This is a genomic window from Rahnella sikkimica (assembly GCF_002951615.1).
Classification (GTDB): Bacteria; Pseudomonadota; Gammaproteobacteria; order Enterobacterales; family Enterobacteriaceae; genus Rahnella; species Rahnella sikkimica.
The window spans coordinates 4,003,049-4,025,551 of the sequence record NZ_CP019062.1; the positions used below are offsets into that span (position 1 = coordinate 4,003,049).

General features: G+C 53.8%; 16 protein-coding genes and 1 riboswitch. Of the genes, 12 read left to right on the forward strand and 4 right to left on the reverse strand.

The features are described from left to right. Positions 1-233: 233 nt before the first annotated feature. From aceB to aceK, 3 genes are read left to right on the forward strand one after another with little or no spacing between them, the layout of a single operon-like run. Positions 234-1,832, forward strand: a complete 1,599-nt coding sequence (gene aceB, locus BV494_RS18500) for a malate synthase A (protein ID WP_104924152.1) — start codon at positions 234-236, stop codon at positions 1,830-1,832. 40 nt (positions 1,833-1,872) lie between these two features. Beyond that, the gene (aceA, locus tag BV494_RS18505; protein ID WP_104924153.1) at positions 1,873-3,195 is read left to right on the forward strand and encodes an isocitrate lyase; all 1,323 of its coding nucleotides are present in this window, start codon (positions 1,873-1,875) and stop codon (positions 3,193-3,195) included. A 44-nt stretch (positions 3,196-3,239) separates the two neighbouring features. Next, positions 3,240-4,952, forward strand: a complete 1,713-nt coding sequence (aceK, locus tag BV494_RS18510; RefSeq protein ID WP_104924154.1) for a bifunctional isocitrate dehydrogenase kinase/phosphatase — start codon at positions 3,240-3,242, stop codon at positions 4,950-4,952. 40 nt (positions 4,953-4,992) lie between these two features. On the opposite strand, the gene iclR is transcribed toward aceK, so the two are convergent. Continuing rightward, the gene (gene iclR / locus BV494_RS18515; RefSeq protein ID WP_104924155.1) at positions 4,993-5,835 is read right to left on the reverse strand and encodes a glyoxylate bypass operon transcriptional repressor IclR; all 843 of its coding nucleotides are present in this window, start codon (positions 5,833-5,835) and stop codon (positions 4,993-4,995) included. A gap of 265 nt (positions 5,836-6,100) precedes the next feature. Between iclR and metH the strand changes: the two genes are divergently transcribed. Continuing rightward, the gene (gene metH, locus BV494_RS18520) at positions 6,101-9,784 is read left to right on the forward strand and encodes a methionine synthase (protein WP_439958366.1); all 3,684 of its coding nucleotides are present in this window, start codon (positions 6,101-6,103) and stop codon (positions 9,782-9,784) included. 85 nt (positions 9,785-9,869) lie between these two features. Here the strand turns inward: metH and BV494_RS18525 are convergent, their stop codons facing one another. Continuing rightward, entirely contained in the window at positions 9,870-10,580 is a 711-nt protein-coding gene (locus BV494_RS18525; RefSeq protein ID WP_104924157.1) for a UTRA domain-containing protein, read from the reverse strand. Positions 10,581-10,785: 205 nt separating this feature from the next. Here BV494_RS18525 and BV494_RS18530 point away from each other — a divergent pair, with 205 nt between their 5' ends. The 7 genes from BV494_RS18530 to BV494_RS18560 all read left to right on the forward strand — a co-directional run bounded on the left by BV494_RS18530 (position 10,786) and on the right by BV494_RS18560 (position 17,713). Beyond that, positions 10,786-11,844 (forward strand): ABC transporter substrate-binding protein, encoded by a 1,059-nt coding sequence (locus BV494_RS18530; protein WP_104924158.1) that lies wholly within the window; start codon positions 10,786-10,788, stop codon positions 11,842-11,844. Positions 11,845-11,923: 79 nt separating this feature from the next. Beyond that, on the forward strand, positions 11,924-12,721 hold the full coding sequence (locus tag BV494_RS18535; RefSeq protein ID WP_104924159.1) for an alkaline phosphatase family protein: 798 nt from the start codon (positions 11,924-11,926) through the stop codon (positions 12,719-12,721). A gap of 26 nt (positions 12,722-12,747) precedes the next feature. Then, a complete protein-coding gene (locus BV494_RS18540) occupies positions 12,748-13,590 on the forward strand; it encodes an ABC transporter permease (RefSeq protein ID WP_104924160.1) in 843 nt (280 codons plus the stop codon). Positions 13,591-13,611: 21 nt separating this feature from the next. Continuing rightward, entirely contained in the window at positions 13,612-14,397 is a 786-nt protein-coding gene (locus BV494_RS18545) for an ABC transporter permease (protein WP_104924161.1), read from the forward strand. 2 nt (positions 14,398-14,399) lie between these two features. Continuing rightward, positions 14,400-15,392 (forward strand): ABC transporter ATP-binding protein, encoded by a 993-nt coding sequence (locus BV494_RS18550; RefSeq protein ID WP_104924162.1) that lies wholly within the window; start codon positions 14,400-14,402, stop codon positions 15,390-15,392. Then, on the forward strand, positions 15,389-16,045 hold the full coding sequence (locus BV494_RS18555; protein WP_104924163.1) for an HAD family hydrolase: 657 nt from the start codon (positions 15,389-15,391) through the stop codon (positions 16,043-16,045). Before BV494_RS18550 ends, BV494_RS18555 begins: the two co-directional genes overlap by 4 nt. 15 nt (positions 16,046-16,060) lie before the next feature. After that, on the forward strand, positions 16,061-17,713 hold the full coding sequence (locus BV494_RS18560; protein WP_104924164.1) for a Na/Pi cotransporter family protein: 1,653 nt from the start codon (positions 16,061-16,063) through the stop codon (positions 17,711-17,713). A 64-nt stretch (positions 17,714-17,777) separates the two neighbouring features. Here BV494_RS18560 and panS read toward each other — a convergent pair whose 3' ends face one another. Together panS and lysC are read right to left on the reverse strand one after the other, a co-directional pair. Next, positions 17,778-18,695 (reverse strand): ketopantoate/pantoate/pantothenate transporter PanS, encoded by a 918-nt coding sequence (panS, locus tag BV494_RS18565; RefSeq protein WP_104924165.1) that lies wholly within the window; start codon positions 18,693-18,695, stop codon positions 17,778-17,780. Between the two features lie 95 nt (positions 18,696-18,790). Continuing rightward, positions 18,791-20,179, reverse strand: a complete 1,389-nt coding sequence (gene lysC / locus BV494_RS18570) for a lysine-sensitive aspartokinase 3 (RefSeq protein ID WP_104924842.1) — start codon at positions 20,177-20,179, stop codon at positions 18,791-18,793. Positions 20,180-20,291: 112 nt separating this feature from the next. Next, positions 20,292-20,481, reverse strand: a riboswitch (Lysine riboswitch). A 232-nt stretch (positions 20,482-20,713) separates the two neighbouring features. Between lysC and pgi the strand changes: the two genes are divergently transcribed. Continuing rightward, positions 20,714-22,360, forward strand: a complete 1,647-nt coding sequence (pgi, locus tag BV494_RS18575; RefSeq protein ID WP_104924166.1) for a glucose-6-phosphate isomerase — start codon at positions 20,714-20,716, stop codon at positions 22,358-22,360. The last annotated feature ends 143 nt before the right edge of the window (positions 22,361-22,503 follow it).

The following is a 22,503-nucleotide window of genomic DNA, read 5'->3' on the forward strand; positions in this document are numbered from 1 at the left end:
ACGTTTTTATCTCACTGATTAATATCTGCTATTTCATAAAATTAAAATAAAATGGAAATCGTTTTTGATTTTATGAAAATCCTGATTACGCTTAAATCTATCGGGTAATAAATGACCATCGATAAATCGCCACAGGATCTTCCCCGGTGTCGCTGGTTTATTTTCTACCGTATCAGCATCTGCTTAGTAAGGCGGTCTGGCAGATTTAAGTCGAAAAATCAGGAGAGTTAGCGATGTCAGAGCAAATTACGCGCAGTCAGCTTGGTTTTACACGCCGTTTTGGTGAAAACGAAACACATATTCTGACTGAAGAGGCTGTGGACTTTTTGTCTGAGCTGGTCGTACGTTTTACCCCACTGCGTAACCGCTTGCTGGCAGAACGCGTTGTGGTGCAGAGAAAAATTGATGGCGGCATTTTACCGAATTTTATTTCGGAAACTGATTCCATAAAAAAATCACATTGGACGATTCGGGGCATTCCGGATGATTTAAGGGATCGCCGCGTAGAAATCACCGGGCCGGTAGAACGCAAAATGGTGATTAATGCGCTTAATGCCAACGTGAAAGTCTTTATGGCGGATTTTGAAGATTCTCTGGCTCCAGACTGGCAGAAAGTCATCGAAGGGCAGATCAACCTACGTGATGCGGTTAACGGCACGATCAGTTACACCAATGAATCAGGCAAGATTTACCAGCTCAAACCTGATCCTGCCGTGTTGATCTGCCGCGTCCGTGGCCTGCACTTGCCCGAAAAACACGTGACCTGGCAGGGGGAAGCCATTCCCGGTTCATTGTTTGATTTTGCTCTGTACTTTTTCCACAACCATCGCGCGTTACTGGCAAAAGGCAGCGGCCCTTATTTCTATCTGCCAAAAATGCAGTCTTATCAGGAAGCGGACTGGTGGAGCCAGGTCTTCAGCTTTGCCGAGGACTACGCCGGATTATCCCGTGGCACCATCAAAGCCACCGTCCTGATTGAAACTCTGCCCGCCGTGTTCCAGATGGACGAAATTCTTTATCACCTGCGCGACCATATCGTCGGGCTGAACTGCGGACGCTGGGACTACATCTTCAGCTATATCAAAACGTTGAGAAATCATGCTGACCGCGTTTTACCCGATCGACAGTCGGTCACCATGACGCAGCCATTCCTCAATGCGTACTCACGGCTTCTCATCAGAACCTGCCACCGCCGTGGTGCATTTGCGATGGGCGGAATGGCGGCATTTATTCCGAGCAAAGATGTTAAGCGCAACGAATGGGTGCTGAACAAGGTAAGAACAGACAAAGAGCTGGAGGCGACCAACGGGCATGACGGTACCTGGATAGCGCATCCGGGGCTGGCTGATACCGTGCTGGAAGTTTTCGATAAAGCGCTCGGTTCCCGCCCCAATCAGCTGGACATATTACGCGAAGGTGATGGCGATATTACTGCGGCACAATTGCTGGAGCCTTGTTCCGGTGAACGAACCGAAGAGGGTATGCGCGCGAACATCCGGGTTGCGGTGCAATACATCGAAGCATGGATCTCCGGCAATGGCTGCGTACCCATTTACGGTCTGATGGAAGATGCCGCGACTGCAGAGATTTCCCGAACCTCAATCTGGCAATGGATCCATCATGGCAAAACGCTCAGCGACGGCCAGCTTGTCACCAAGCCTTTGTTCCGCCGCATGCTGAATGAAGAAATGCTGGTGATCCAACAGGAGTTAGGTGAACAACGTTTCAGCTCCGGGCGCTTCACGCAGGCCGCCACATTGATGGAAAAAATTACCACGCAGGATGAGTTAATCGACTTCCTGACCCTGCCGGGCTATCAGCTGCTGGCCTGAATCTTCTTACCCTACTCATAAAAAGACCGGAGCATTTGCCATGAAAACAACACGTACTCAGCAAATTCAGCAGCTTGAAGAAACCTGGAATCAGCTACGCTGGAAGGGGATTACCCGCCCTTATACGGCCGCCGAAGTCATCAGCCTGCGCGGCTCGCTGAACCCGGAATGTACTCTGGCTCAGCACGGCGCTGCCCGTCTGTGGAATTTACTGCACGGTGCATCCCGCAAGGGTTATGTGAATTGTCTGGGCGCGCTGACCGGCGGTCAGGCATTGCAGCAGGCAAAAGCTGGTATTGAAGCCATTTATCTGTCTGGCTGGCAGGTTGCCGCCGATGCCAATACCGCATCCAGCATGTATCCCGATCAGTCGTTGTATCCGGTGAATTCTGTGCCGGAAGTGGTAGCTCGTATTAACAATACCTTCCGCCGCGCCGACCAGATTCAATGGGCCAATAATATCGAACCAGGTCAGCAGGGCTATACCGATTATTTCCTGCCGATAGTGGCTGATGCCGAAGCCGGTTTTGGCGGCGTGCTGAATGCGTTTGAACTGATGAAATCAATGATTGAAGCCGGAGCGGCGGCCGTCCATTTCGAAGACCAGCTTGCTGCGGTAAAAAAATGCGGACATATGGGCGGCAAAGTGCTGGTACCCACTCAGGAAGCGGTGCAAAAGCTGGTATCTGCCCGTCTGGCTGCTGATGTGCTTGGCGTGCCGACACTGCTGGTTGCCCGTACCGACGCCGACGCCGCTGATTTGCTGACATCCGATTGCGATCCTTATGACAGCCAGTTCATTACCGGCGAGAGAACGCATGAAGGTTTTTACCGTACACACGCCGGTATCGAGCAGGCGATCAGCCGCGGTCTGGCTTACGCGCCGTATGCTGACGTGGTCTGGTGTGAAACATCAACGCCGGATTTGAAACTTGCGCAGCGTTTTGCCGAGGCGATTCACGCGAAATTCCCCGGTAAATTGCTGGCCTATAACTGCTCGCCGTCGTTTAACTGGAAGAAGAATCTGGATGATAAAACGATTGCCAGCTTCCAGGATCAACTGGCGGAGATGGGCTATCAGTACCAGTTCATCACGCTGGCCGGCATCCACAGCATGTGGTTCAACATGTTTGACCTTGCTCATGCGTATGCGCAGGGCGAAGGGATGAAACACTACGTCGAAAAAGTGCAGGAGCCTGAATTTGCGGCGATCGGTCGCGGATACACTTTCGCTTCACATCAGCAGGAAGTGGGCACCGGGTATTTCGACAAAGTGACTAACATCATTCAGGGCGGACGCTCATCGGTAACTGCGTTAACCGGCTCGACCGAAGAACAGCAGTTCTCTTCAACGTCACATTGATCTGGCCCGGCGCAAGCCGGGTTTTCCCTTCCGGAGCCGACATTATGCGCATCGAATTGTTGATTGCTCAGACTATTTTGCAAGGGTTCGATGCACAGTATGGCCGTTTTCTGGAGGTGACTTCACAGGCCCAGCAACGTTTTGAACATGCTAACTGGCCGGCGGTGCAGGCGGCCATGAAACAGCGAATTCATCTTTACGACCACCATGTCGGATTGGTTGTGTCGCAGCTCAAATGCATCACAGGCCAGCACTTTTACGATGCTGCATTTCTGGTCCGCATAAAAAGCTGTTATGCCGGATTGTTGCCTGATTATCCCCGGGCAGAAATCGCAGAAAGTTTCTTTAATTCAGTCTATTGCCGGATTTTCAAACACCGTGAACTGACGGCGGACAAGCTTTTTATTTTTAGCGAACAGCCCGTTTATCGGCCACAAAATTGCGCCCGACCACTGGCCCGGCAATATCCGGTGCAAGGAAATCTGGTCGCCACACTGGGCAGAGTTCTCCACGATCTTCCGATGCGTTTAGCGTGGGAGAATGCGCCGCGTGATATTGATTACATCAGTACGGCGTTGCAGCAAAGATTTCCCGGTGATGCGTTATCAGGGGCGGTAATTGAGATAGCCACTGAAGTTTTCTACCGCAATAAGGCGGCGTGGATTATTGGAAAAATCAGGCTGGGGCAGCAGGTTTTCCCGCTGTTATTGCCGGTGCATCAGAGTCATCAGCGCGAGTTATTTGTGGATGCGTGTCTGACTGAAGGTAATGATGCCAGCATAGTTTTCGGCTTCGCTCGCTCTTATTTTATGGTTTACGCCCCGCAACCGGGCGCGCTGGTGGAATGGCTGCGGGAGATTTTACCGGCCAAAACGACGGCTGAACTTTATAGTGCTATTGGCTGCCAAAAGCATGCGAAAACTGAATGTTATCGCGAGCACTTACACTTTATGGCGCAAACCGACGAGTCTTTTATTATTGCGCCGGGCGTCAAAGGTATGGTCATGCTGGTCTTTACCTTGCCGGGAAGTGACCGCGTTTTCAAAGTCATTAAAGACCGTTTCGCCCCGCAAAAAGAGGTGACAGAAGCGCAGGTTATGGCCTGCTACCAGCTGGTCAAAGAGCACGACCGCGTGGGACGGATGGCCGATACCCAGGAATTTGAGCATTTTGTTCTGGCTAAGAAAAACATCAGTCCGGAGTTAATGGCCGAGCTACAGCGTGAAGTCCCGGCGAAGATTGAAGATCTGGGCGACTGCATTGCACTGAAGCATTTGTATATCGAACGCCGTATGACGCCGCTGAACTTATATCTGGAACAGGCGGATGATCAGCAACTGCATGACGTTATTGAAGAATACGGCAACGCGATTAAGCAACTTGCGGCGGCGAACATTTTCCCCGGCGATATGTTGTTTAAAAACTTTGGCGTAACGCGTCATGGTCGTGTCGTATTTTATGATTACGACGAAATCTGTTACATGACGGAAGTGAATTTCCGCGATATTCCTGCCCCGCGTTACCCTGAAGATGAACTGGCCAGCGAGCCCTGGTACAGCATTGCGCCGGGGGATGTTTTTCCTGAAGAATTTCGCCATTTCCTGTGCAGCGACAAACGCGTCCGGCAGTTCTTCGAAGCGGCACACAATGACCTGTTTTCTGCCGGTTACTGGCGCGGTTTGCAAACTCGGATCCGCGAAGGGCACGTCGAGGACGTCTTTGCGTATCGCCGCAGCCAGCGTTTCAGCCGCCGTTAAGTCTCATGCTCCCGCCATCTGTGCGGGAGTCCTTCCTCAATTAATGTTTACCGCCGCCATAAGCCTGCGTAATTTCTTTCGCAGCATGGATCACCAGCGCACCCAGTTCTGTCACGCGGTCGTCAGTTATCCTTGAAACCGGGCCGGAAATGGAAATCGCGGCGTAAGCGTCGTTATGCTCATCGTAAATACAGGTCGCCACACAGCGCAGGCCGAGCGCATGTTCTTCATCATCGAAGGCATAACCACGTTTACGCGTATCGGCCAGCTCCTGTTTCAGGTTTGCCGGAGACGTCCTGGTCAGCGGCGTATAGCTGTGCAAGCCAATTTTGTGCAGAAGCTTTGCCAGCCGTTCTTCCGGAAGGGTGGAAAGAAATGCCTTACCCGCCCCGGAAGCATGCATCGGCAGTTTTCCGCCAATCGGCGCTGACATCCGCATCAGTGCGTTGCACTGCACCTGATCGATGATGATCGCCTGATAATCACTGTGATCCAGCACGGCCAGATTAACGGTTTCACCCGATTCTTCCATCAGGCGACGCAGCATCGGGTGGACCATCGCCAGCAAATTACGGCTTTGCAGAAAACTGCTGCCGACGACAAAGGCATGCGAGCCGATGGTCCACAGACCTAAATCGCCGACCTGCCGGACAAACCCCTGTTGCTGCATCGTGGTCAGCAAACGGTGAGTGGTGGAATTCGGTAAGCCTGCTTGCTGAGCCAGATCCGTGAGCGCTACGCTGCCCTGAGCTTCGGCAATATATTCCAGCAACTTCAGGCCACGGGTGAGGGACTGAACCTGTCCGGTGGCGGCGCTGCCTGCTGTTGCAGCGGCTTTTGTTTTCTTAGCACGCTTGGCCGGAGTCAATGCGGACGTTGCCATAAGCCTGTTCCTTGTAAGATGCGCCAAAAGGTGGCGAAGAAAAGTCATTTTTGGAATTGGTTTTCGTTTTTACAGTATGGATCGCAACCTGCCTTTGCGCTCATCCGATGTGTTGCACAGCATTTGCGGGATGCCTTCCTGAATTGAAAAAGTCTCATGTCACCGCGGCCTTTTGCCTTCTGAAGGTATGCTAGGATGTTGACCATAATTTCCGGCGCTTGAATGAAAAATTTGCCGGGTGTGCGTGGTGTGTGATGAGGTGAAAGTGACTAATCGGGTTGAAGCGCTACATAAGCAACTGGCACAGCGCATTTTGGTGTTGGACGGCGGCATGGGAACGATGATCCAGAGCTACCGTCTTGAAGAAGAAGATTATCGCGGCGAGCGCTTTGCTGACTGGGAAAGCGATCTTAAAGGCAATAACGATCTTCTTGTCCTGAGCAAACCCGAAGTGATCGTCGAGATCCACAATGGTTATCTTGCCGCTGGCGCAGATATTCTCGAAACCAACACCTTTAACTCCACCTCTATCGCGATGGCCGACTACCACATGGAGTCGCTTTCCGCTGAAATTAACTATGAAGCGGCACGTATGGCGCGAGCCTGTGCCGACGAATGGACCGCACGCACGCCGGATAAACCGCGTTATGTGGCCGGTGTTTTAGGCCCGACTAACCGCACGGCGTCGATCTCTCCGGACGTTAACGATCCGGCATTCCGTAACGTCTCTTTTGATCAACTGGTCGAGGCGTACCGCGAATCTACCCGCGCGCTGATTAAGGGCGGTGCCGATCTGATCATGATCGAAACCGTTTTCGACACACTCAACGCCAAAGCCGCGACGTTTGCGGTAGAAACTGAATTCGAAGCGCTGGGCATCGTGCTGCCGGTCATGGTTTCCGGCACGATCACCGATGCCTCTGGCCGAACATTGTCAGGCCAGACAACCGAAGCGTTCTATAACTCGCTGCGCCACGTAAAACCCCTCACATTTGGCCTGAACTGCGCACTGGGCCCGGACGAATTACGACAGTACGTCGCTGAATTGTCGCGCATTGCTGAATGCTATGTTACCGCGCACCCGAATGCGGGCTTACCGAATGCTTTTGGTGAGTACGATCTTGAAGCCAAAGAAATGGCGGAGCATATCGGCGAATGGGCGCGTTCGGGCTTCCTGAATATCGTCGGTGGTTGTTGTGGTACCACGCCGGCGCACATTGCCGCGATGGTGAAAGCGGTTGAAGGCGTGCCGCCACGCCAGTTGCCGGTTATTCCTGTCGCCTGCCGTCTGGCGGGGCTGGAACCGCTAACCATTGATGCACAAACGTTGTTTGTGAACGTAGGTGAGCGAACCAACGTCACCGGTTCTGCGCGTTTCAAACGCCTGATTAAAGAAGAAAAATACGCCGAAGCCCTGGCGGTTGCCCGTCAGCAGGTGGAAAGCGGCGCGCAGATCATCGATATCAACATGGATGAAGGGATGCTCGACGCCGAAGCGGCGATGGTGCGCTTCCTGAATCTGATTGCTGGTGAACCGGATATTGCCCGCGTGCCGATCATGATTGACTCCTCCAAGTGGGATGTCATCGAAAAAGGCCTGAAATGCATCCAGGGCAAAGGCATTGTGAACTCCATCTCGATGAAAGAAGGGGAAGACGCTTTCCTTCATCACGCCCGGATTGTACGGCGCTACGGTGCGGCCGTGGTGGTCATGGCTTTTGATGAAACCGGGCAGGCGGATACCCGCGCCCGTAAAATCGAAATCTGCCGCCGCGCCTATAAATTACTGACCGAAAAAGTCGGATTCCCGCCGGAAGATATTATCTTTGACCCGAATATTTTCGCGGTCGCCACGGGGATTGATGAGCACAACAACTACGCCGTCGACTTCATCGAAGCCTGCGCGGATATCAAAGCAGAATTGCCGCATGCGATGATTTCGGGCGGCGTTTCCAACGTCTCCTTCTCCTTTCGCGGCAATGAACCGGTGCGCGAAGCCATTCACGCTGTATTCCTGTATCACGCGATCCGCAACGGCATGGATATGGGCATCGTTAACGCCGGTCAATTGGCCATTTACGATGACTTACCGGCTGAACTGCGCGACGCCGTTGAAGATGTGATTCTGAACCGCCGTGAAGACGGCACAGAGCGCCTGCTTGAACTGGCGGAAAAATACCGTGGCAGCAAAGACGACGGCGAAGCCAACAAACAGCAGGCCGAATGGCGCGGCTGGGATGTTAAAAAACGCCTCGAATATTCCCTGATAAAAGGCATTACTGAATTCATCGAGCTGGACACTGAAGAGTGCCGCCAGCAGGCCGCGCGCCCGATTGAAGTGATTGAAGGGCCGCTGATGGATGGCATGAACGTCGTCGGTGATCTTTTCGGTGCCGGTAAAATGTTCCTGCCACAGGTGGTGAAATCTGCGCGTGTGATGAAGCAGGCGGTGGCCTATCTCGAACCTTACATTGAAGCCAGCAAGGAAAAAGGCCAGACAAACGGCAAAATCCTGCTCGCGACGGTGAAAGGCGATGTGCATGACATCGGCAAGAACATTGTGGGTGTGGTGCTGCAATGTAATAACTACGAGATTATCGATCTCGGCGTGATGGTGCCGACCGACAAAATTTTGAAAACGGCCATCGAAGAAAACGTCGATATCATCGGCCTTTCCGGTCTGATCACGCCTTCGCTGGACGAAATGGTCAACGTGGCAAAAGAGATGGAGCGTCGCGGATTCACAATGCCGCTGCTTATCGGCGGTGCGACCACGTCCAAGGCGCATACGGCGGTTAAAATCGAACAGAACTACAGCGGGGCGACGTGCTATGTGCAAAACGCCTCACGCTCTGTCGGCGTGGTTTCGGCACTCTTGTCTGCCGGACAGCGTGATGCTTTTATCGAGCGAACCCGTAAAGAATACGAGACCGTGCGTATTCAGCACGCCCGTAAAAAACCACGGACGCCGCCGGTCAGCCTTGACGTGGCGCGTGATAACGCAACGGTCATCGACTGGGAAGATTATACGCCGCCGGTCGCACATCGTCTGGGTATTCAGAAAGTCGAAGCCAGCATCGAAACGCTGCGTAATTACATCGACTGGACACCATTCTTCATGACCTGGTCGCTGGCAGGCAAATATCCGCGGATTCTGGAAGATGAAGTGGTGGGCGAAGAAGCCAAGCGTCTGTTCAAAGATGCCAATGATTTGCTCGATAAGCTTTCTGCTGAAAAATTACTGAATCCGCGCGGCGTAGTCGGTTTATTCCCGGCGAACCGCAAAGGTGACGATATCGAAATTTACAGCGACGAGCGTCGTGAAGAAGTGCTCGTCGTCAGTCATCATCTGCGTCAGCAAACTGAAAAAACGGACTTTGCGAACTATTGTCTGGCCGATTTTGTTGCGCCGAAATCCAGCGGTAAAAAAGATTACATGGGCGCATTTGCCGTGACAGGCGGGCTGGAGGAGGACGCGCTGGCCGAGGCGTACGACAAGCAGCACGACGATTACAACAAAATCATGATTAAAGCGCTGGCAGACCGCCTGGCAGAAGCTTTTGCAGAATACCTGCATGAAAAAGTGCGTAAGGTTTACTGGGGCTTTGCCGCCAACGAGAACCTGAGCAACGAAGAACTTATTCGTGAAAATTATCAGGGGATCCGTCCGGCTCCGGGTTATCCGGCGTGTCCTGAACACACTGAAAAAGGGCAAATCTGGAAACTGCTGGATGTTGAAACCAACACGGGTATGCAACTGACCGAGTCCTTTGCAATGTGGCCGGGTGCGGCGGTTTCGGGCTGGTATTTCAGTCATCCCGACAGCAAATATTTCGCCGTCGCACAAATCCAGCGCGATCAGGTTGAGGATTATGCCGCGCGTAAGAATATGCCTGTCGCCGAAGTCGAACGCTGGCTGGCGCCTAACTTAGGTTACGACGCCGACTGATATTCCCGTCATCCTTCACGCTGACTCTGAGCTGGCGGTTTTCATGAACCCGGTCACTGACTTCAATAAGTGGCCGGGGCTCATCTCAATTCACTTCCACATCAATATGCAGCGCGTCATAACGCCAGTATTCCAAATCGCAGTCGATGACCCGGTCGTGTTGATCCCGGTTAGTACGCGTAATAAATAATGCTGGGCTGCCGGAAGCGACTTTCAGCGCATGTGATGCTTCGTTTGTCAGCAGAGTCGGCACCATGTCAAACCGTACGCGCCCGTAATGAATGTCGTAACGCGATGCATACAGATCAGTCAGTGAAGACGTTAAATCAGCATCAAGAATATCATTGAAATATAACGGGTTAAGATAATGTTCGACGTAAAGTACCGGACGTTTATCGATATAACGTAACCGGCGGATGCAAATCACATCACTCGCGGGCGGCAGCAGTAGTTTCTGGCAAACGGTATCGCTGGCGACGCGGTGTCTGGCGTCAATGACCTCCGTCTGTGCGCTTCGTCCCTGTTCTTTCGCCATAGCGTGAAAATGGCTGCGCTGCAGCGGGTTGTAAATAATGCGCGGCGGCGAAACAAACCAGCCCCGACGGACCTCGCGATAAATCAGCCCCTGCGCCTCCAGATGGCCTAACGCCTCACGCAGCGTGATACGGGTCGTGGAAAACTGTTCACTCAACGCGCGCTCAGAAGGCAGCCTTCCCTCGGCAGAAAATGCCCCGGCCGCAATACTTTCGCTCAATGCCTTGCAGATAACGGCAAGGGTGGTCTGCGGTTCACTCATCGGTCAGCAAAGCCTCATTTCAGTGCGTTTTTGCACCAACCTGACTCTTTTTTGTGTAAATAATGTGCGCTTGTTAACAGCGATAAGCTTAAAACTGCTGCTTTTTCACGCTGACATATAATTATCACAATTGATCGTTAGATTGGCTTGGTTCTTGCTGGACTAGACCAGCACTTCACACACACTATCATCTGGAGCATCCGTTATGAAACAGTTGTTCGCTTCTGTGTTAACCAGCGCGCTTGTCCTCTCCGCTTCATCGGCTTTTGCCGCTGAACCTCCTGCTGAACTCCTGAAAGCGGCACAAGCCGAAGGCACGGTGAACAGCGTGGGTATGCCTGATGACTGGGCTAACTGGAAAGATACCTGGAATGATTTGAGCACCAAATACGGCCTGAAACACAGTGATACTGATATGAGTTCTGCGCAGGAAATCGCGAAATTCCTCGCCGAAAAAGACAATGCCAGTGCGGATATTGGCGATGTGGGTGCGGCATTCGGTCCGGTCGCGGTTCAGAAGGGCGTCACACAGCCTTATAAACCGCCCACCTGGGATCAGGTGCCAGACTGGGCCAAAGACAAAGACGGGATGTGGGCACTCGCTTACACCGGAACCATTGCGTTTATTATCGATAAATCTCAGGTGAAAGATGAGCCGCACAGCTGGGCTGATTTACTGAAAGGGAAATACAAAGTCACGATCGGTGATGTGAGCACCGCTGCGCAGGCGGCAAACGGCGTTCTGGCGGCCACTTACGCCATGGGCGGCAACGAACAGAATCTGAAACCGGGTCTGGAATACTTCGGTAAGCTGGCGAAAGCCGGGCGTCTGAGCCTGACTAACCCGGTTATCGCGTCACTGGAAAAAGGCGAAGTGCAGGTCGGCGTGGTCTGGGACTTCAACGGTCTGAACTATCGCGACAAAATCGACAAAACCCGCTTCGACGTGGTTATTCCTTCTGACGGTTCTATCACCTCGGGTTACACCACCATCATCAACAAATTCGGCAAACACCCGAACGCCGCCAAGCTGGCGCGTGAATACATCTTCTCCGATGCCGGTCAGATCAACCTGGCGCGTGGCTATGCCCGTCCAATCCGTGCTGATCACATCACGCTGCCAGACGACGTGAAATCGAAACTGCTGCCATCCAGTGAATACAAAAATGCTCACCCGATTGCGGATCCGGCTGCATGGGATAAGAGCGCCAAAACGCTGCCTCGCCTGTGGCAGGAAAACGTCATGATCAACATGCAGCAATAATTTCCTGAATTAAAAAAAGAAAAACCGGGCAGCGAAAGCATTGATTAATGACAACACCTGTACGAAAGGCAAAAGTGTAATGAAGAGCATTCTGGTAGTACTCGACGGCCTGAATTATCAGGTTGCCCAAGACGCAATGGGATATTTACAGGCGCAATGTGCCGCAGGGCGCGGGCGTTTGTATCAACTGGAATGCGAATTGCCTTCGCTGTCCCGGCCGCTTTACGAATGCATTCTCACCGGCATCACGCCGGTGGAAAGCGGCATCGTGCATAACCACGTTGACCGCTTATCGACCCAACGCAGTATTTTTCATTATGCCCGCGACGCCGGTCTGACGACGGCTGCCGCAGCCTATCACTGGGTCAGTGAGCTGTATAACCGCACGCCGTTTGATCCGCCGCGCGACCGCCATACCAGCGATGAATCCCTCGCTATCCAGCACGGTCATTTTTATTACGATGACGCCTATCCTGATTCGCATTTATTCGATGATGCGGAAAGCCTGCGCCGTCGTCACGACCCCGATTTCCTGCTGATCCACCCGATGAACATTGATGATGCGGGCCACAAATTCGGGCTTTCGACGCCGCAATACCGCAACAAAGCGCGCACAGCGGATGGCATTCTTTCGCACTTTTTAGGCGACTGGCTGGAAGCAGGTTATCAGGTGATTGTTACCGCCGACCACGGCATGAATGATGACCGCAGTCACGGCGGAATTTTACCGGAAGAACGTCAGGTGCCGCTGTTTGTTTTTGGCAGCGCGTTCAGCCTGATAGACGCCGAACCGCTGCAAACTGAGCTGTGCGGTACGGTTTGTCAGATCCTCAATATTGCCCACGATAAGCCACACTGCGCGGCATTACTGGCCTGAACTCCCTCACTTTTAAAGGATCCCCGATGAAAGGTAAGTGGATTGCGGCGCTGTTTATTTTGCCGTTTCTGGTGTTTTTCATCGCTTTCCAGCTGGCACCACTGGCCTGGATTGCGGTGAGCAGTTTTTACAGCGAAACCTATGAAGCCTGGGGCCTGGGCAACTACACCGACATTCTGACCTCTCCGTTTTATTTACAGGCGATGCGCTTCTCGCTGGATATCTCGATCTGGTCGAGTTTGTACGGTTTGATTATTGCGTTAGTGGGCAGTTACTCACTTCGTCAGCTCGGCCCGACAAAGCTTCATGATTTTGTGATGTCGTTTACCAACATGACCAGCAACTTTGCGGGCGTACCGCTGGCGTTTGCCTTCGTCATCCTGCTCGGTCTGAACGGGTGCCTGACGTTGTTGCTGCGTAAATACGGCCTGATGGAGCATTTCGACCTGTATTCGAAAGACGGGCTGATTGTGCTCTACACCTATTTCCAGATCCCTCTTGGCGTTTTGCTGATGTATCCGGCCTTTGATGCGCTGCGCGAAGACTGGCGCGAATCGGCCGCCTTACTCGGCGCAGGGCGCTGGAGTTACTGGCGGCACATCGGTATTCCGGTTCTGTTCCCGGCGCTGCTGGGCACTTTCGTTATTTTGCTGGCCAATGCCCTTGGCGCTTACGCCACGGTGTACGCGCTGACCACCGGCAACTTCAACGTGGTACCGGTTCGTATCGCCGCGCTGGTGTCGGGGGATATTTCCCTCGATCCGAATATGGGGAGCGCGCTGGCGATGCTGCTGGTGGTGCTGATGGCCTTTATCACGCTGATTCATCAGTGGTTATTGCGCAAAAGTTATCTCAGTCAGCGTAGCTGATTGCTGAAAAAGGAACGTGAGATGTCGCGATCTGAAGCGATTTACCACCGTGTGGTGATCTGGATTTTGTTGGTTGTTTTAATGTTGCCGCTGCTGGCGACACTGGTTTATGCGCTGGTGCTGGAATGGGGAGCCACGATTTTGCCGAGCGGTTTCACGCTCAAATGGCTGGTGGAATTGTGGAGCGATCCGCGCTTCCTGATTGCGCTCTGGCATTCGCTGCTGGTCTGTTTTGGCACGCTTTTCCTCTCGCTGGTGCTGATCCTGCCGCTTATGTTTGTGATTGCTTACTATTTCCCGAAGCTGGATGCGCTGATGAATATTCTCATCCTGCTGCCGTTTGCCGTACCGCCGGTCGTGTCATCCGTCGGCCTGATGCAGCTGTATTCTGGCGAACCTTTCTCGCTGACCGGCACGCCGTGGATCCTGATCGGCTGTTACTTCACGATAGCGCTGCCGTTTATCTACCGCGCCATCTCCAACAACATGCAGGCGATAAACCTGCGTGACCTGATGGACGCCGCGCATTTGCTGGGCGCGAGCACCTGGAAAGCCGCGCTGCTGGTGGTGTTGCCGAACTTACGCAAGGGCGGAACCATCGCCGTGTTGCTGTCATTTTCTTTCCTGATTGGCGAGTTTGTTTTCGCCAACCTGCTGGCGGGCAGCCGTTACGAAACGGTTCAGGTTTATCTCTATAACATGCGCAATGGCAGCGGCCATTTCACCAGCGCACTGGTTATCTCCTATTTCATGGTCGTCCTGATTTTCACCTGGGTGGCAAACATGCTGAACAAAGGAAAGAGCTGATTATGTCGTATTTACAGGTCACTCAACTCAACAAGTCTTACGGCCCGACTCAGATTTTCAACAACATCGATTTTTCCGCAAAAGAGGGGGAGTTTGTGACGCTGCTGGGGCCAAGCGGCTGCGGGAAGTCTACGTTGCTGCGCTGTCTGGCCGGTCTGACATCCGTCGACAGCGGCAAAATTCTGATTCAGGGGCAGGACATCGTGCCGCTGCCACCGCAACAGCGCGGGATCGGCATGGTTTTTCAGAGCTATGCGCTTTTTCCCAATATGACCGTGGAAGCCAACGTCGCGTTTGGCCTGAAAATGCAAAGAATCCCCGCTTCCGAAGTGCATCGCCGCGTGGGCGAAGTGCTGGAACTGGTGGAAATGAACGATTACGCCAAACGTTATCCGCATCAGCTTTCGGGCGGTCAGTGTCAGCGTGTGGCGCTGGCGCGTTCGCTGGTAACACAGCCGCGCCTGCTATTGCTCGATGAACCGCTGTCGGCGCTGGATGCCCGTATCCGTAAGCATTTGCGCGAACAAATCCGCCGGATCCAGCGCGAAATGAACCTCACCGCCATTTTCGTGACGCACGATCAGGAAGAAGCCCTGACCATGTCAGACCGAATTGTTCTGATGAACAAAGGACAAATCGTCCAAAATGCCGATGCCGAAACCCTGTATACTGAGCCGGTCGATGCTTTCGCCGCCGGTTTTATTGGTAGCTATAACTTGCTGAGTGCCGAACAGGCGCTGGCGCTAACAGGCCAGACGTATACTGGCCGTGTCGCCATTCGTCCGGAGTCCGTGACGATTTGCGCGGCAGAACAGGGCATTCCGGCTAAAATTCTCAGTCACAGCCTGCTGGGCAACGTTGTGCGGTATCGCGTTTTAGCGCACGGCGTCGAGCTTTCTGTGGATGTCTTAAACCGTTCTGTGGCCTCACTTCGCGCCGATGGCAGCGATATTGGTCTACAGTTAGATCTTGTTACGTTACGGGAAGTTGCATGAAACTGGCGCTGTTTGATCTCGATGAAACCCTGATTAGCGGTGACTGTTCCAGCTTGTGGTCAGCCTACATGGTGGCAAAAGGCTGGGTGGCCGATGAGCAGGCTTTCCTGCAACAAGATGCCGCGCTGATGCAGCAATATGCGGTCGGCCAGATGGACATGCAGGAATACATGCGTTGTACTCTGGTGCCGCTGATTGACCGCCGTGAAAGTGACGTCGCGGCGATGGTCGCGAATTATATTCAGGATGTGATTGCCCCGCGTATTTATGCGCAGGCGCGCGAATGTCTGGCTGAACATCGCGCACAGGGTGACCGGACGGTGATTATTTCCGCATCCGGCGAACATCTGGTTCGGCCGATTGCCCGGTTCCTCGGTGTCGATGAAACGCTGGCGATTGGTGTTGAAATACAAGACGGGCGTTTTACCGGCGCTACCCAAGGGACGATGACCTATCGCGAAGGCAAAGTTTCGCGGTTGCTGGATCTCATCAATCAGGACGACACCCTGTTACAAGAAGCCCGTTTCTATTCGGATTCTCACAATGACCTGCCGTTACTGACCCGCGTGGGCCAGCCCGTGGCAGTGAATCCGGACGCTATCCTGCTCCAGCACGCCCGGCAGGCAGGATGGCCGATTTATGCCTGGCGTTAATGGAGCTGTTTTTTCGTGTTAACCCTTCTACATTTGCTGTCTGCTATATCGTTGTTAGTCTGGGGTACGCACATTGTGCGTACCGGCATCATGCGTGTTTTCGGCGCGAATCTGCGTCGCGTTCTGAGCAACAGCGTTGAGAAAAAACCGCTGGCGTTTGTGGCCGGTATTGGCGTCACCGCGCTGGTGCAAAGTAGCAACGCCACCGCATTGCTGGTGACGTCGTTCGTTTCTCAGGGGCTGGTTGCGCTCGCGCCCGCGCTGGTGATTATTCTCGGTGCCGATGTCGGGACCGCCGTGATGGCGCGTATCCTGACCTTCGATCTCTCCTGGCTTTCTCCGCTACTGATTTTCGTCGGCGTGGCATTTTTCCTCAGCCGTAAACAAACCCGCGCCGGACAAGTCGGGCGCGTCTGTATCGGGCTCGGTCTGATTTTACTGGCGCTGGAACTGATTGTGGCGGCGGCGACGCCGATCATGCAGGCGTCCGGCGTCAAAGTGCTGTTCTCCTCGCTGACCGGCGACGTCATGCTCGACGCCCTGACCGGTGCGATTTTTGCCATTATCAGTTACTCCAGTCTGGCTGCCGTTTTGCTGACGGCAACGCTGGCCGCGACCGGGGTGATTTCTCTCAAGGTTTCGCTCTGTCTGGTCATCGGTGCCAACCTGGGGAGCGGCCTGCTGGCGATGATCAATGCCAGCAAAATGAATGCGGCGGGGCGTCGTGTTGCGCTCGGCAGCACGCTGTTTAAGCTGATTGGCTGTGTGATTGTGCTGCCGTTTGTCGGCCTGCTGTCGACACAACTGGCGCGTCTGGGCATTCCCGACGAAGAGCTGGTCATCTATTTCCACATGTTCTACAACCTGATCCGCTGTCTGGCGATGGTGCCGCTGACCGCGCCGATGGCAAAAATTTGCCAGATGATGATTGCCGATGTACCTGAGGATGATCCGCGTCTGCGACCGCGCCATCTGGATGTCAGCGCGATTGATACGCCGACTCTGGCACTGGCGAATGCGGCCCGCGAAACGTTACGCATGGGCGATGTGGTGGAACACATGCTGATCCTCAACCGCGAAGTGATGCACGGAAAACTGGCGCAGGATCGCGAGGTCCGGCGTCTCGATGACGACGTGGATGTGCTGTATACCGCCATCAAACTTTATCTGGCGCAAATTAACAAAGAAGGGCTGGGCGAAGACGATTCGCGCCGCTGGGCGGAAATCATCGAAATGGCGCTCAATCTGGAACAGGCGGGCGACATTATCGAGCGCATGACTGGTGATATCACCGCGAAATCCCACGCCACGCGCCGGGCTTTCTCGCCGGAAGGGCTGGTGGAACTCGAAGCGTTGCACGAAAAATTGCTGGATAACCTGCGTCTGAGTCTGGGTGTTTTCCTCTCGAATGACCTGACCAGCGCACGCCGTTTGCGCCGCTCAAAACACCGTTTCCGTATTCTCGACCGCCGTTATGCGCACGCGCACGTTGACCGTCTGCATCAGCATAACGTGCAAAGTATCGAAACCAGTTCGCTGCATCTCGGGTTGCTGGGCGATATGAAACGTCTTAATTCGTTGTTCTGCGCGGTGGCGTATAACGTGCTGGATCAGGACGAGCAGGACGATGAACAGCGTGAAAATAGCGATGATATGAAGCGGGTGTGAGTTTCTGAATCGGGTATAAACAATGAACCGGACGCGAACGATGCGCCCGGTTTTTTTTGGCCTGTCAGTCTTTTTTAACCGGCTTACCGGACCAGTATCCGGCCAGCAAAGAACCGGAAAGGTTGTGCCAGACCGAGAACAAAGCGCCCGGCAAAGCGGCCAGCGGCGTGAAGTACATTTTCCCCAGCGTGGCGGCTAAACCCGAGTTCTGCATCCCGACTTCCATCGCCAGCGTGCGGCAGGTCGTCTCGTCAAATCCAAACAATTTCCCGCCCCAGTAACCGCTCAGCAGGCCGATACCGTTGTGCAGGATCACCGCCACAATCACGATCAGGCCGACAGAACCGATAAAGCCCTGACTGCCCGCAACAACGGCGCTGATGATTGCGACAATACACACCATGGAAAACAGCGGCAGCAGCGGCTCGATGCGTTTCACCGTTTTGGTAAACAGATGATGAATAATCAGGCCGGCTAAAATCGGAATAACCACGATCTGCAAAATGCTCAGCAGCATGCCTTCCACATCCACTTTAATGTGCGTATCGACATATAAACGCGTCAGCAGGGGCGTGGCAAAAACGCCCACCAGCGTGGAGACGGCAGAGATCGTCACGGAAAGCGCGACATCGCCTTTCGCCAGATAAATCATCACATTGGACGCGGTTCCGCTGGCGACGCTGCCAACCAGAATCATCCCGGCGGACAGATCCGGCGGCATATGGAACAGTTTTGCCAGCACCCAGGCCGCCAGCGGCATGACCAGATAATGCAGGAACGTGGCCGCCGCAACCGGTGCGGGGCGGGAAAGCACGCGTTTGAAATCACCGAATTCCAGCGTGACGCCCATCGCGAACATAATCAGCATCAGCAGGGTTGAAACGTGAGGTCCGATAGGGGTGAATGTGCCGGGCGAATAGTACGCGGCGACCGACAACAGCACGGCCCACAGCGGGAACAGGCGGGTTATTTTGGCTAACATGGTGAGGATGATCCTTGTCTTTGTTGTTTTGCAAAAGTACAGACAAAAAAAAGACCGGGCACAAGGCCCGGTCTTCTCAGATACCGCGCCCGATATTATTCGAATAGGTTGCGGTGCAGAGTTTTCACGACCTGATCGGCATCACTGCCAGGCACCAGGAAGCACAGGTTGTAGCTGCTTGCGCCGTAACAAATCATGCGGATGTTGAACGGATCCAGCACGCCGAAGACTTCTTTGCCGACGCCGCAGGCCTGAGATAATTTGTTGCCGATAATTGCAATCAGCGCCAGATTCTCTTCGACTTCCACGCGGCACAGCGATGACAGTTCGGTCAGCAGTGACGTGGTCAGCAGGCTGGCGTCTGATGAGGTGGAACCGGTGGTGTCGAGCGTCAGTGCCACGCTTACTTCTGATGTGGTGATCAGATCCACTGAAATATTGTGGCGCGCCAGAATACCAAACACGTCGGCGAGGAAACCCCGTGAATGCAGCATGGTCAGGCTGTGCAGTGTGACCAGCGTTTGTCTGCGGCGCAGGGCAATGGCGCGGAACAGTGGCGGATTTTCAGTGTTGTCACACACTAAGGTGCCGCCGCCTGACGGATCTTTGCTGGAACCGACAAACACCGGAATACCGCGACGTACAGCAGGCAGTAATGTTGCCGGATGCAGCACTTTGGCACCGAACGTCGCCATTTCAGCCGCTTCTTCAAACGCAATGCGATCAATACGTTTCGCCGCAGGCACCAGACGCGGGTCAGTGGTGTAAATCCCCGGCACGTCCGTCCAGATATCCACGCGAACCGCGCCCAGCGCTTCGCCCAGCAAGGCTGCGGTATAGTCGCTGCCGCCACGGCCCAGCGTGGTGGTCCGGCCTTTTCCTTCCGAACCGATGAAGCCCTGCGTTATCACCAGCGCGTCCTGTAAACGCGGCTGCAATTGCTGAAGCGTCAGGTCCGTCAGCGCCTGAGTGTCCGGCTCTGCGCGGCCAAAATGATCATTGGTGTGCATCACTTTACGCACGTCAAACCATTCCACCGGCACATTGCGCTGGCGGATGATTTCAACAAACAGCAGGGTGGACATCAGTTCGCCGTGGCTGACCAGTTCGTCGGTCAGCGCCGTGGATGTCGCAAGGCTCGCGGCTTCGGACAGCATGGCGATATTTTCCAGCATGCGACCGATTTCTTCACGGATCACCGTAGGATTATCGAGGCGGTCAATAATGGTGTTTTGGATACGGCGAATTTCATCAAGCAGGAACACCCGGCGCTCGGTTTCTTTGCCTGTGGCCAGCTCGACTAATAAATTGGTGACGCCCGCGGAGGCGGAGAGAACGACCAGACGCACTTCAGGGCGCGCAAGAACGATGTCTGCGCTGCGGTTCATGGCGTCGAAGTCCGCTACGCTGGTGCCGCCGAATTTGGCGACGATAACGTTGCCCAGGGGCTGCGGGTTGGCGTTGCGGGATGCTGCGTAATTCATGTAAAACCTCGTGTCAGGGTCGTCATACCAGACGGCCATCGATTCCATAATTCTATAAGAATTGGCACAAGGGGAGGGCGGATAACGGGAGCAGGCGTAGAGATGCTACGATACACCCAGAAGCGCTCCACCTTGTCGACATCCTCACGGATGCCCGGTGACAACCCAGGGGATTCAGCCCCTGTAGCCGATCTTATGCCTGCCGAAGGCTTTCAGACCTCGGCGTCGCTCCCCCTGATGTACCCTCGCAGGATTTCGGTTCCTCCGATACACTTCCTGGGCGACGCGCCTCTTCTGGCTCACGCGTAAAACGCGCGCGTGAGTTAGGTGCCTAGGAATAACGGGTTCTCGCCTTTCTGTCAACGGCAACAGGCCTCTTGCACCACATTTTGAACGATTCTCATCTAATATTGTTCTCTGTCATTGTGATTTAGCAGATCTGGCCTATCGCAAGAAAAGGCATCTCATCTCGGGAACTACAGGTTACAATCGGGAAAGTTACCTCATATTTATTCTCAGCCTAAGAGCATTGCTATGAAAAATATCAATCCAACTCAGACCGCTGCCTGGCAAGCCCTGCAGCAGCATTTCGACACGATGAAAGATGTCCAAATTAGCCATCTGTTTGCTGAAGATGGTGATCGTTTCTCCAGGTTCTCTGCCACTTTTGAAGACCAGATGCTGGTCGACTTCTCCAAAAACCGTATTACGGCAGAAACGCTGGACAAACTGCTGGCGCTGGCTAAAGAAACTGACCTTCAGGGCGCGATCAAATCGATGTTCTCTGGCGAGAAGATCAACCGCACGGAAGACCGCGCTGTTCTGCACGTTGCCCTGCGTAACCGCAGCAATACGCCAATCGTTGTGGATGGCAAAGACGTGATGCCGGAAGTGAATGCGGTTCTGGCAAAAATCAAAGGCTTCACCGAACGTGTTATCGGTGGTGACTGGAAAGGTTACACCGGCAAAGCGATTACCGATGTGGTGAACATCGGTATCGGCGGTTCAGACCTCGGCCCGTTCATGGTGACCGAAGCGCTGCGTCCGTACAAAAACCACCTGAATATGCATTTTGTCTCCAACGTGGATGGCACGCACATCGCCGAAACGCTGAAAGATCTGTCTCCGGAAACTACGCTGTTCCTGGTGGCATCAAAAACCTTCACCACGCAAGAAACCATGACCAACGCTCACAGCGCGCGCGACTGGTTCCTGAAATCTGCTGGCGACAACAAACACGTGGCGAAACACTTCGCGGCGCTGTCTACCAACGGTAAAGCGGTCAGTGAGTTTTGTATCGACACCGACAATATGTTCGAATTCTGGGACTGGGTCGGCGGCCGTTATTCACTGTGGTCCGCGATTGGCCTGTCTATCGCACTGTCCATCGGTTTCGAAAACTTCGAACAGCTGCTGAGCGGTGCTCACGCAATGGATAACCACTTCGCGAATACCCCGGCTGAGAAAAACCTGCCGGTTCTGCTGGCGCTGATTGGTATCTGGTACAACGATTTCTACGGCACTGAAACCGAAGCTATCCTGCCATACGATCAGTACATGCACCGTTTTGCGGCGTACTTCCAGCAAGGCAACATGGAATCTAACGGTAAATTCGTTGACCGCAACGGCAATCCGGTGGATTACCAGACTGGCCCGATCATCTGGGGCGAGCCGGGTACCAACGGCCAGCACGCGTTCTATCAGCTGATTCACCAGGGCACCAAAATCGTTCCTTGTGACTTCATCGCGCCTGCTGTCAGCCACAACGCACTGAGCGATCACCATGCGAAACTGCTGTCTAACTTCTTTGCACAGACTGAAGCGCTGGCATTCGGTAAATCTCTGGACGTCGTCGAGAAAGAATTCGCCGATCAGGGTAAAAAACCGGAAGACGTTAAACACGTTGCGCCATTCAAAGTGTTCGAAGGTAACCGTCCGACCAACTCCATCCTGCTGCGCGAAATCACGCCATATAGCCTGGGTGCGTTGATCGCGATGTACGAGCACAAAATCTTCACGCAGGGCGCTATCCTGAACATCTACACCTTCGACCAATGGGGTGTGGAACTGGGTAAACAGCTGGCGAACCGCATTCTTCCGGAACTGGAAGGCAGCGAAGATGTTAAAGGCCATGACAGCTCGACCAATGGTCTGATTAACCGTTTCAAAAACTGGCGCTAATCCCTCGTCATCCTTCAGACTGTTTCAGCGTTGGCTGCGTGAACTCACCCCGGTCACTTACTTATGTAAGCTCCCGGGGCTTCGTTCCCTTGCCGCCTTGATCCAGCCCGAATGATTTAGAGGGACAGGTCGAAATATTTCTA